The organism is Paenibacillus mangrovi (genome assembly GCF_022898935.1).
Taxonomy (GTDB): domain Bacteria; phylum Bacillota; class Bacilli; order Paenibacillales; family Paenibacillaceae; genus Paenibacillus_AQ; species Paenibacillus_AQ mangrovi.
In genome coordinates, this window is the sequence record NZ_JALIRP010000002.1 from 238,527 (window position 1) to 250,961 (window position 12,435).

The 12,435-nt window shown below is 51.7% G+C and carries 10 protein-coding genes; all 10 read right to left on the reverse strand.

Going from position 1 to position 12,435, the window contains the following annotated elements:
• Window positions 1-3 precede the first annotated feature (3 nt).
• On the reverse strand, window positions 4-486 hold the full coding sequence (gene def, locus MUG84_RS05850; protein ID WP_244723303.1) for a peptide deformylase: 483 nt from the start codon (window positions 484-486) through the stop codon (window positions 4-6).
• A 90-nt stretch (window positions 487-576) separates the two neighbouring features.
• Window positions 577-3,126, reverse strand: a complete 2,550-nt coding sequence (priA, locus tag MUG84_RS05855) for a primosomal protein N' (protein WP_244721713.1) — start codon at window positions 3,124-3,126, stop codon at window positions 577-579.
• The gene (gene coaBC, locus MUG84_RS05860) at window positions 3,126-4,346 is read right to left on the reverse strand and encodes a bifunctional phosphopantothenoylcysteine decarboxylase/phosphopantothenate--cysteine ligase CoaBC (protein WP_244721716.1); all 1,221 of its coding nucleotides are present in this window, start codon (window positions 4,344-4,346) and stop codon (window positions 3,126-3,128) included. The genes priA and coaBC overlap by 1 nt, the downstream gene beginning before the upstream one ends.
• Window positions 4,347-4,524: 178 nt before the next feature.
• On the reverse strand, window positions 4,525-4,752 hold the full coding sequence (gene rpoZ, locus MUG84_RS05865; RefSeq protein ID WP_244721719.1) for a DNA-directed RNA polymerase subunit omega: 228 nt from the start codon (window positions 4,750-4,752) through the stop codon (window positions 4,525-4,527).
• 45 nt (window positions 4,753-4,797) lie between these two features.
• Window positions 4,798-5,370 carry a guanylate kinase gene (gene gmk, locus MUG84_RS05870; RefSeq protein ID WP_244721722.1) on the reverse strand — a complete coding sequence of 191 codons (573 nt, stop codon included), beginning with the start codon at window positions 5,368-5,370 and terminating at the stop codon, window positions 4,798-4,800.
• A 16-nt stretch (window positions 5,371-5,386) separates the two neighbouring features.
• Window positions 5,387-5,647 (reverse strand): extracellular matrix/biofilm regulator RemA, encoded by a 261-nt coding sequence (remA, locus tag MUG84_RS05875; protein WP_006209218.1) that lies wholly within the window; start codon window positions 5,645-5,647, stop codon window positions 5,387-5,389.
• A gap of 59 nt (window positions 5,648-5,706) precedes the next feature.
• A complete protein-coding gene (locus MUG84_RS05880) occupies window positions 5,707-6,603 on the reverse strand; it encodes a YicC/YloC family endoribonuclease (RefSeq protein WP_244721725.1) in 897 nt (298 codons plus the stop codon).
• 38 nt (window positions 6,604-6,641) lie between these two features.
• Window positions 6,642-8,519, reverse strand: a complete 1,878-nt coding sequence (locus MUG84_RS05885) for a bifunctional homocysteine S-methyltransferase/methylenetetrahydrofolate reductase (RefSeq protein ID WP_244721728.1) — start codon at window positions 8,517-8,519, stop codon at window positions 6,642-6,644.
• 183 nt (window positions 8,520-8,702) lie between these two features.
• Window positions 8,703-9,539, reverse strand: a complete 837-nt coding sequence (gene dapF / locus MUG84_RS05890) for a diaminopimelate epimerase (protein ID WP_244721731.1) — start codon at window positions 9,537-9,539, stop codon at window positions 8,703-8,705.
• Window positions 9,540-9,616: 77 nt separating this feature from the next.
• A complete protein-coding gene (locus MUG84_RS05895) occupies window positions 9,617-12,418 on the reverse strand; it encodes a calcium-translocating P-type ATPase, SERCA-type (protein WP_244721733.1) in 2,802 nt (933 codons plus the stop codon).
• Between the last annotated feature and the right edge of the window lie 17 nt (window positions 12,419-12,435).

Sequence of the window (12,435 nt, forward strand, 5' to 3'; positions counted from 1 at the left end):
GCATTACTCCCTTCCGGAACGTTCAGGCACGTAATCGTATACTTTTTCGGCAATGTCGGTAAACAGAACGCCATCCAGATGATCGATCTCGTGCTGGAAGCAGCGGGACAACAGGCCGGTACCTGTAATGGTAACCTCTTTGCCGTTTTCATCCAGTCCCTTCACGGTAACCTTCTCTGCGCGGCGCACATCCCCATTGATTCCAGGAATACTGAGGCAGCCTTCAGGTCCGAACTGTTCCCCTTCCTTCTCAACGATTACCGGATTCACAAGTTTGATCAAGCCGTGATCGTCACCCACGTCCACAACGATCAGACGTTTCAGGATTCCGACCTGCGGAGCGGCAAGGCCGACGCCTTCCGCATCGTACATAGTTTCAGCCATGTCACTCAGCAGTTTCTTAACGTTGGGGGTAATCTCTTTTACTTCTTTTGCTGTTTTATGCAGTACTGCATCAGGTTCTTTTACGATAATGCGGATTGCCATGATGACACCTTCCTTATGGGTATTCATGTCAGGATTCCTACTTAATCCTCATGTATTTGGTTACTCCTTAGTTCATTTCATATGACGGGATTACATAAGCATTTGCGGATCCACATCAATACTGATCTGAAGCTTTTGATTATGTGCCGTATCCTCAAGCTGTTCGGCCGCTTCCCGCACCAGCCCGACGGCATCGATATTCCCACGCCATTTTACCATACATTGAAATCTGTATCTATTTTTTATCCGGGGAATGGGCGAAGCGACCGGTCCAAGAACGTCAAATGCGTCGGTCATAAGCCGGTCCAGGCTGCCAAACCAGCCGCGTTGTCTTGCTTTTCCTTGTAGCACGGACACCATATTTTCAGCCATGCGTACCAGCAGGGGAAGCTGCTCATGGGTCAGCGTGATCAGAATCAGACGACAGTAAGGCGGATAATGAAGATTGCGGCGATGCTTCAGCTCGTCCCGGACGAACGAATGATAATCATGCCCGCTGGCATGGATGATCGAATAGTGATCCGGCGTGTAGGATTGGATCATGACCTCTCCCGGAAGCTGATGGCGTCCCGCACGCCCGGCGACCTGCGTCAAGAGCTGGAAGGTTTTCTCGCCTGCGCGAAAATCCGGCAGATTGAGGGCGGAATCGGCGGTAATGACACCAACGAGCGTCACGTCTGGGAAATCCAGTCCCTTCGCAACCATTTGCGTGCCGAGCAGCACATCCGCTTTCTTGTCGCGGAACTGCTTGAGCAGCTTTTCATGCGATCCTTTTTCCGTGGTTGTGTCCACATCCATACGAATGACACGGATGCCAGGAAATAGCTTGGCGAGCTCTTCTTCCACACGCTGCGTGCCTGTTCCGAAATACCGGATATGCTCGCTGCCGCAGTCCGGACATATGGATGGCGCCGGCTCGGCATAACCACAGTAGTGGCAGCGAAGATTATTCGATTTTTGATGATAAGTCAAGGAAATGTCGCATTCCGGACAGCCTGCCACGTAGCCGCAGCTCCGGCACATGACAAAGGTGGAGTATCCCCGCCGGTTCAAGAGCAGCACAATCTGCTCCTGCCGTTCCAGCCTAACCTGAATCGCTTGATGCAGTGAGCGGCTGAACATGGAACGGTTGCCTTCCTTCAGCTCCTCCCGCATATCGATGATCTGTACGGCCGGAAGTTCGTTACCGAGTGCCCGGTGCTTCATTTCCAGCAGCATCGGCGCAAAGTCGTCATCCGATTGTGAACGGGCTGCATGATAACTCTCCAATGAAGGCGTCGCCGAGCCCAAAATAACGGCAGCCCCATGCTGCTGCGCCCGTTTGACCGTCACATCCCTCGCATGATATTTGGGACTTTCCTCCTGTTTGTAGGAGGTTTCATGCTCTTCATCCATGATGATGAGTCCGATCTGTTCGAACGGCGCATACACCGCGGAACGCGCACCGATCGCTACCTTCACTTTGCCTTCGCGGATCTTCCGCCACTCATCATAGCGTTCTCCGCCTGATAAACGGCTGTGCATAACGGCAACCTGGTCCCCGAAACGGCCCTTAAACCGTTCCACCATCTGCGGCGTCAGCGAAATTTCCGGAACGAGAACAATGGCTTGACGCCCCTGCTCGATGCAGTGCTGGATGGTTTGTAGATAGATTTCCGTTTTGCCGCTGCCCGTTACGCCATGGAGAAGAAATGTGCCATGACGGTGGGCATCCAGTGTATCCCGAATACGATCGTAAGCCAGCTGCTGCTCATCATTCAACTGTAGCGGGGTCGAAGCCTTAAATCGGCGTCCCCTATACGGATCACGGAACACTTCCACATCCTCGACCTTGATCAATCCCTTGTCCGCAAGCCCCTTGACGGTAGCAGCCGACACCTGAAGCGAGGTCAGAATTTCTTTTAACGGTAGTGGCAGCAAATCCTTCATTTCGAGAATAAAATGCAGCACTTCCCTCTGACGCTGAGCCTTGGCTGGAAAATCATCAAGCGCCGCGATCACTTCATCTGCATCCACAGCCAAATCAACGGCCTTGAGCGTTTTCTTCTGGAGCTTGTCTTTAATGGACTGATTCTCCTGAAGTACTCCTGTACGAAGTAGGGACTTGATCGTATCTGCACTGTCCGGAAAAATACGGCTCAGCTGCTGGGCCGGGACTTCCCCTTTTTGCCTGACATATGCCATAATCGTTTGGGCTTCCTCCGTCGGCTCCCAAGGAATCCGTACCAGCGCTCCTGCGTATTCATCTTCTTCCTGCGTAGATTCCGATCCCTCGCCAAGCGAGATATACCGTTCAGCCTTTCCTTTCAAGGCAGTCGGAACCATCACTTGAAGGGCCGTAATATAGCGGCAAGCATATTTTAGGCTCATCCACTCAGCCAATTTGACCAGCTCGGACGATAAAGGTGGAACAACGTCCAGCACTTCCTGTATCGCCTTCAGACGCATGCCGCCGGGGGAAGGCTCATCTTGCAGCCCTACCACAAATCCTTGAACGGTTCTATGACCGAAAGGAACTCCGACCCTGCTGCCTATCTCGACCCATGCTCGCATGGATTCTGGGATAAGATAATCAAATGGACGGTCGGTATCCTTCACGGGAACATCGACGATGACTTTGGCCACTTGCGGCAGTACCATCAATTTACCGCTCCGTTCATGCGTTCCGCTGCGATGGTCAGCAGCCTCCGCGCGACTTCATCTTTGGACATGACAGGCATCTGCTCCACAAGACCCTTTGCGTCATACACCTGTACAATATTGGTATCCGAACGGAAGCCTGCTCCCTCGGCTGTCACATCATTGGCGACAATCAGGTCGCAATTTTTGCGAACCAGCTTATCCTTAGCGTAAACTTCCACATCATGAGTCTCGGCAGCAAAACCGATCAGGAACTGGTTCGTTTTGTTTTTTCCGAGCTGCTCCAGGATATCCACCGTTTTGACGAGGTCAAGCGTCATCATATCGCCTTTCTTCTTGATCTTGCTGCTCGAGGTTTCGGCTGGACGGTAATCCGCTACTGCCGCTGCCTTGATAACCAGATCGCAGTCCTGCCAATGCTTCAGCACAGCCTGGTACATATCATCCGCAGATTGTACCGCCTCAGCATCGATCCCAGCCGGTGGAGCCGTATCGGTATGACCATGGATCAGGTACACCGCTGCGCCCATCTCTCGTGCAGCTTTGGCAATGGCAAAGCCCATTTTACCGGAGGAATCATTCGTAATATATCGCACAGGGTCGATCCGCTCGATGGTGCCCCCTGATGTGACCACAACTTTTTTCCCCTGCAAAAGCCCTGGTTTCACTTGTTCTTTGTCTGCAAAATAGCGTTCCACCACGGCCACAATGCTTTCAGGCTCTTCCATGCGTCCTTTGCCGACATAGCCGCAGGCCAGCAGTCCTTCGCCAGGCTCGATCATCATCACGCCACGCTGCTCCAATATTCTCATATTTTCCTGAACCGCTGGATGCCCATACATATGTACATTCATGGCTGGGGCAACCATAACCGGTGCCATCGTCGCGAGTAGTGTGGTGGACAGCATGTCATCAGCCAGGCCGTGGGCCATTTTGCCGATCATATTGGCTGTCGCCGGAGCGATCAGCACCAAATCAGCTGCATCTGCCAGACGGATATGGGAGACCACAGACGGATCTCTTTCATCAAAAGTGTCGCTGAACACCGCATTCTTGGACAGGCTTTGCAGCGTCAGCTCCGTAATGAACTGCTTGGCTGAGGACGTCATAATGACGTGTACATCCGCCCCTTTTTGGGTCAATTTACTGCAGAGACTGGCCGCTTTATATGCCGCAATCCCTCCGGTAACGCCAAGCACAATCGTTTTGCCGCTTAACATCGAAATCCCCTCTTTCACCCAGAAATAGAGAAAAAAATACAACCTTGCGGTTGTATTCGTTATAGCGTCTATTGACGCTTAGACAAGAAGCAGACCGGCATGGACCCATGCTCGCCTCCTCCTGCGATTATAGAATGGTTCAGCACCGCTGAAGCCTTATGATCCTATAATCCGTTAATTAACGCTTCTTGATTTCGTCTTTCTCCGATGCAGGTTCAGAAACGATTAGAATAAGATCACCGTAGATTTCCTCAAGAGCCACACCCACGAATTTATGTGATTTCGGATGTTTGAGTACGGTTTTCTCTCCTTCACGCAGCTGTCTGGCACGTCTTGAAGCAGCGACCACCAGCGAATATTTGCTGTCGACTTTATTCATCATTTCATCAATCGAAGGATACAACATGTTACTGCCACCTCTTCTTATTCTAAAGTCTAAAAAAATCTCGTTCTATCGTTTCACCTTACAATGTTCGGCTACAATAATAGATTCTATTCGTTTACACGCGCAATCAATCTCGTCATTAACGACACCGTAGTCATAATGCTCCATCAGACTGATTTCATCGACTGCAACCGACATACGGTGATCGATCGTTGCCTGATTTTCCGTACCGCGTCCTTGGATACGGTCCTTCAGCTCATCAAGTGATGGCGGCAGCAGGAAAATAAAGACTCCGCCAGGGAACTTTTCCTTTACCTGAAGCGCTCCCTGCACCTCAATTTCCAAAATAATATCCTTGCCGCTTTCGAGCGTCTTCTCCACGAAGTCACGCGGTGTTCCGTAATAGTTCCCCACGTATTCCGCATGCTCCAAAAGCTGATCGTTCTGAATCATATCCAGAAACTGCTCGCGGGTCTTGAAGAAATAATTCACTCCATCTTCCTCGCCAAGCCTTGGACTCCGCGTCGTCGCAGACACAGAATACACGAGCTCCGAAAGTTTCCCTCTGAGTGCAGTACAGACGGTTCCTTTTCCGACCCCTGAAGGTCCGGACAATACAAACAATATTCCTTTTGACATATTACTCCCCAACTCGTTATTCGTCATTATCGTCGTCTTTACTCGACAGACGGTGGGCTACCGTTTCCGGCTGCACCGCGGACAAGATGACATGATCGCTATCTGTAATGATCACGGCACGCGTCCGGCGTCCGTAGGTCGCATCGATCAGCATATGACGGTCTCTTGCTTCTTGAATGATTCGTTTAATGGGTGCTGATTCGGGGCTTACAATGGAAATGATTCGGTTAGCCGATACAATATTTCCGAAGCCGATGTTAATGAGTTTGATTGCCATAACCAGGTTTATCCCCCTATACATTTGACTCTCGTCTGTTTTCTGTCGAAATTGCCGATTTATTCTATATTGGCCAATTGTTCGCGAATTTTTTCCAGTTCCGCCTTCATTTCGACAACACGGTTTACCAGAGTCAGATGATTGGCCTTCGATCCAATCGTATTGACTTCCCTGTTCATTTCCTGAATCAGAAAATCCAGCTTTCTTCCGACCGGTTCATCCGCACGCAGCAATCCCTTGCACTGCTCAAAATGGCTCTGCAGCCGTATCAGTTCTTCATCAATGTTGGAACGGTCTGCGAAAATAGCAATTTCCATGCCAAATTTATGTTCATCAAAGGTAAACGAACCGTCATTAAGATCAGACAGCCTTTGTTTGAGCTTATTACGGTAGTCCTCGACTACTGTTGGTGCCAGCTGCAGCATCTCACCGTGCAGAACCTGAAGCTTGCTTAAACGCTGCTCTACGTCCGTAGCCAGATGCTTTCCTTCCAGGCTTCGCATGGCTGTAAGTCCTTCCAGCGCCTTACGAAGGCCGCTTTCCAGAACAGTTCCCCATTCATCCAAATCGGATTCACTCGGTAAAGAGCTATGCTCGGGGGCGATCCAAACGCCGGGAAGAGACAACAAATCCTTCACAGTCAGCTCGCCATCAAGACCATGCTTCTGCGAAAGATGCTGCGCCGCCTGCAAATACGTTTGTACGGCTCGCTCATTGAGCATGGCTTGTGGAGCATGCTCATCGCTCTCTTCCTTGTTAACGTAAACGTCAACCCGACCACGCTTCACATACTGCTGCACCGTTCTCCGCAAAGTGTCCTCGAAGCATGTCCACTCACGCGGTAGACGAAGCACAACTTCGCAGTATCGGTGATTGACGGACTTCACTTCAAATACTACTTTATACCCTCCGTGCTGGAGGGCTGATTGACCGTAACCGGTCATGCTAAAAGACATCGGCACCACATCCATTACACTATTGTAATTGATTACGATCAACGAAACAAGGGGGGCGATATCCGGCCGGATCTGGCCCATACATGCTCAATAAGCTGCGCGCTCATTTCATAGAGCATAAACGGAGTCATCAGATAGATGCCGTTAAAATGGTCCATGGCCACGTCCAGGAGCTCTTTCGCGATCTGAACCCCCATGGCTCTGCCCTCTTCCCCTTCAAGCCCAGCCATCCGCCCGCGGACATCATCTGACAGCTGAATGCCCGGAACCTCGTTGTGTAAATACTCTGCATTTCTTCCGCTTGCCAGCGGCATAATTCCCATAAATATAGGGATGTCCAGGTGGCTTGTCGCCTCGCCTACAGCCCGGATTAGCTCAGGATCGTACACAGGCTGGGTCATGATATAATCGGCCCCTGCGGCAATTTTACGCTCCAGGCGCGCCACCGCTTTGTGCAGATGTTTGCCGTGCGGGTTAAACGCCGCGCCTACCACGAATTTGGCTTTTTGTTTTAGCGGCTTGCCTGAAAAAGCAATGCCCTCATTTAGTTGCTTGATCATTCGTATAATCTCAAAAGAAGTCAGATCATATACCGAGCTTGACCCTGGAAGATCACCAAAGCGTGCCGGATCACCGGTTACGGCCAACACATGGTCGATGCCAAGCGCATCCAGCCCCATCATATGCGACTGCGTGCCGATCAAGTTCCGGTCACGGCAGGCAATATGAACCAGAGGTCTTAACCCTGTTTGAGCCTGAACCAGATGACCGAGCGCCATATTGCACATACGTGTCACGGCAAGGGAGTTGTCGGCCAGGGTAAGCGCATCCGCTCCGGCCTGCTTCAGTCTTTCGGCTCCCTGCATGAATTTGGCAATATCCAGATCGCGTGGAGGATCCAGCTCCACAATCACAGTGTGGCGCTGCTTAGCCAAATCCACCAGACTTGGTTCCCGCTGCTCCTGGCTTTCTTCTTCCAGCTGCAGATGTTCATGGATAACAAGTGGAGCTGCCTGTTCAGGAATAGGCTCATATACCACGGCCTGTGGTATGTAGCCTTCGAGCGCTTTGGCAATTGCCGCTATATGTGCTGGGGTGGTGCCGCAACAGCCGCCGATAATTCGGGAGCCCAGATCCGCAAATTTCAAGGCCATTTGACCAAAATACTCCGGACCGGCTCCGTAGTGGTATTCTCCGTCCACGTAATCGGCAACGCCCGCATTCGGATATACGGACATCGGAGCTGGAAGATGGCCCTCAAGAGTCTTCATTGCACTCATGATCCCATTAGGACCTGTGCGGCAGTTGAAACCGATCACGTCGGCCCCCTCCTGCTGCATGATCCGGAAAGCCTCGGGCATGGTATAACCGTCCAGCGTTCTTGCTACGTCCTCAACTGCAAACTGGCAGATGACGGGAGAACTGGTCAAGCGTCGCGTGATAGACAAAGCGAGCGCAAGCTCCTCCACATCATAAAAAGTTTCGAGCAGGATGCCATCCACACCCTCGCTTAACAACGCCCCAAGCTGCTGTTCAAAATACTTTTTAAGCTCAGTGGTGGATACATTCGTCCGCTTGCCGCCCCGGATTGAACCCACAGCTCCGACCACGTAACCGGTATCCCCGGCAGCTTCGCGAGCAATACGCACACCTGCCCGGTTAATCTCGCTAACCTTGGACTCGAGCCCGTACTTGGACAGCTTGTCAAAGTTAGCAGAAAAGGTATTCGATTCAAGCACCTGTGCACCCGCTTCAATGTAACGGCGGTGAACATCCCGGATGACATCCGGGGATACCAAGTTTAGTTCCTCATAGGAAATTCCTACTGGAAAACCCATCTGATATAAGAAGGTACCCATCGCTCCATCCCCGACTAGCACCTGAGTATCCAACACCTTGCGCAAATCCGGCTTCATTCCTATTCCCCCAACCTGACCGTAGTTTCATACTAATGTATCACAAAACCCTTTATAATCCTACCTATTAGGACGGAATTAATAGAATTTTAGAAATAATCGTTCAGGGCCAAAAAAAGCCTGCCGATCTTGCCCGCAGGCTGGATCAGCAAGCTCTTTAATGAATCTCGGTCTCTTCAAAATTTATAGCGCTACATTCCCGGTATATACAAACGCCGCAGGGCCTGTCATATAAACGCGATTATCCTGTTCATTCCATTGTATAAAGAGACTGCCGCCCTTCAGACGTACCTCTGCTTTACGGTCTGTTTTGCCATTCAGCACCGATGACACGAGCGTCGCGCATGCACCGGTGCCACAAGCAAACGTCGGGCCTGCTCCGCGCTCCCAAACGCGCATATCGATCGTCTGACGGTCCAAAACCGTCGCAAACTCGACATTCACTTTTTTTGGAAACAAAGGATGTACCTCAAGCTTCGGCCCCCACGTATTTAGATCGAAGCTTACCGCATCATCCACATAAATCACGCAGTGAGGGTTGCCCATGGAAACCGCTGTAAATTGGAACGATGCTCCCTCTGCCTCAAGCGGAACGTCGACGACAGGCGTGGAATCAATCGTTGTTGGTATCTTCAGGCCTTCAAGCACCGGCTCGCCCATATCTACAGTGACCGCAGCTGCCTTTCCGTTATCCGTGTGAATGGAAACCTTCTGTACACCTGCCCCCAGCGTTTCGATCGTGATTTCTTCTCTTTGTACATAGCCGTGATCGTATACGTATTTGGCCACGCAGCGGATGGCATTTCCGCACTGTTCCGCTTCGCTTCCGTCCGAATTGATAATTCTCATTCGGTAGTCCGCTTGCTCGGAAGGGAGAATATACACCAGTCCGTCTGCACCTATGCCAAAATAACGGTCACACCATTTGACGGCAAGTTCCGCCACATGATCGGGAAGAGCCTGCTCGCCATATATCACAATAAAGTCATTGCCAAGACCATGCATTTTCGTAAATTCCATTGGCTTTTGCCACTCCTTAGTTCTGCTTGTTTACTGATCACTAGCATATCGTAAGGATGGCTGAAAATGTATTAACTTTATGCCGGAATATTTGTACTTTTCGCCACGAAGCGTCCACCGCCGCCTTTGCGTTTTTGGCGTCTGCCGCCCCATACGCTACCGGCTCCCATCAAGAAGGTCGGAATGCCTGCAGCAACAATCGAAATCGCCCATTCGCGGAAGCCGAGCGGTACCGTCTTGAAAATAGGCTGCATCGCTTCAATGTACATCACGCCAAGCATCAATACGACGGAGGATAAAACGGCAAGAACTAAATATTTGTTCTGCAGCGGGTTACGGTGGAAGATAGAGCGTGAGCTTCTGCAGTCAAACACATGGATAAGCTGGGCCAGTACTAAAGTGGCAAACGCCACGGACTGAGCTTTGGCGATTTGTGCTGCATTGCCCGGATCGGTTCTCAGCGTAAGCCAGAAGGCTCCGAGCGTACATAGTCCAATCAGAAAGCCGCGGCTGATGATTTTCCAGCCAAGCCGGCGGGCGAAGATGTTCTCTCTGGCCCCCCGCGGCTTATGCTCCATTAAATCCTTCTCCGGCTGGTCCACGCCCAGAGCCATGGCCGGCAAACCATCCGTCACCAGGTTGACCCATAAGATCTGAATCGGGAGCAGCGGGAGCGGCAAAGCCATCATCATCGCGAAAAACATCGTTAATATTTCGCCCACATTCGATGCGAGTAGATAACGGATGAATTTGCGGATGTTCTCGTAAATGCTCCGGCCTTCCTCGATGGCGGCCACGATGGTAGAGAAGTTGTCATCGCTAAGCACCAGCGACGATGCTTCCTTGGTTACATCCGTTCCAGTAATACCCATAGCAATCCCGATATCTGCGGCCTTAATGGCAGGCGCATCATTCACGCCGTCGCCGGTCATCGCGACCACATGCCCCTTGCGCTGAAGGGATTTCACGATGCGCAGCTTATGCTCCGGCGAGACGCGGGAATATACAAAGATATTATCCACCTTGGTATCCAGTTCATCGTCAGTGATCCGGTTCAGATCCTGACCGGATATCGCCACACCGCCGCGCGGCATGATGCCAAGCTGATGAGCAATCGCTTCTGCCGTCGTCCCGTGATCCCCTGTAATCATGACCGTTTTGATTCCGGCACGCCGGCATGTACTGATCGCATCACGGACCTCACGCCGCGGCGGATCGATCATTCCGGCCAAGCCGACGAATACGAGCTGGCTTTCCGCTTCCTTCTCATGACTTAGCGAATCATGGGCGCGGATATCCCGGTATGCTGTCCCCAGCACGCGCAGCGCCTCCGAAGCCATCTGCTCATTGGCTGCAAGCACTTTCTGCTTCAGCGTAGCGGTAAACGGAACTACATTTCCTTCCCATAAAATATATGTGCATTGATTCAAAAGCACGTCCGGTGCTCCTTTGGTACACAGCAGCCTACCGCCTTGATGGCTGAGCACAACGGACATGAGCTTTCGTTCAGAATCAAATGGGAACTCTTGGTCGCGCTTGTACAGTCCCGTCAAAGAATCGGACGTCATACCCATCTTGGAGGACAGCGTAATGAGCGCTCCCTCGGTTGGATCCCCCTTGAGTCCCCATACGGGAGGACCTGCAGGTTCTTCCTTGCCCTTGCGTTTTCCCTTTGGCTCTACCGGCTGCATTTCAAAGATCTCGGCATTGTTGCAGAGTGCTCCGATTTGAAGCAAGCGGCGCAGCCCTTGATCATTTCGAATGTCGATCGACTTGCCCTTTTCCAAAATTTGACCTGTTGGTGCATACCCGTCTCCAGTAACCTCCAGAGTCCGGCCTCCGATCCACAGCCGGGTGACGGTCATTTTATTCTGAGTCAGGGTGCCGGTCTTGTCGGAGCAGATCACCGATGCACATCCAAGCGTCTCTACCGAAGGAAGCTTGCGGACGATAGCTTTTCGCTTGATCATACGCTGTACGCCAAGAGCCAATGCGACAGTCACAATGGCCGGAAGCCCTTCGGGAATTGCGGCGACAGCAAGGCTGACGCCTGCAAGGAACATGCCTACCGGCTGCTGTCCGTGTAAAATACCCGCGATGACAACCATGACGGTGAGTCCGAGGGCGAGAATAATCAGCAGCTTGCCAAGTTGCTCCAGCCGATGCTGAAGAGGTGTTTGCTGTGTATCGGTATTTTGGATCAGGTCGGCGATTTTGCCCATTTCCGTATTCATGCCCGTCCGGACAACCATTCCTCTAGCCGTTCCTCTTGTCATCATCGTTCCCATAAAGCCAAGGTTCTTCTGATCTCCCAGCGGCACTTCGGATTCGGCAATGGCCTGACTGTGCTTGCCTACAGGGACCGATTCGCCTGTCAATGCCGACTCCTCAATATAGCAGCTGCTGGTTTCCAGCCAGCGCACGTCTGCAGGTACCCGGTCTCCGCTTTCCATCATCACGATGTCGCCCGGAACCAGCATTTTAGCCGGTATCGATATCGTTTTGCCACCTCTAAGCACTTTCGCTGACGGGGCAGACAGCTGCTTCAGCGCATTCAGAGAGCGCTCGGCCCGAAATTCTTGGATAAACCCCAGCACGCCATTCAGCAATATGATTGCGATAATTGTAATGGCATCCAGATATTCGCCCAGCAGTCCGGACACCAGCGTGGCCCCCATCAGCACCAGAACCATAAAATCCTTGAACTGATTCAAAAACAGCGCGAATAGAGAGATCTTTTTGCCTTCAGACAGCTCGTTGCTTCCATGCTGCTTTCTTCGTTCGTCAGCCTGTTCTTCCGTAAGGCCATGCTGCGGCTGTACGCTCAGAACCTGCTGCAGATCCTCGGTATTCATCTGATGCCATGCTCTTTGTTCCATGCTTCCCTTTCCCTCCC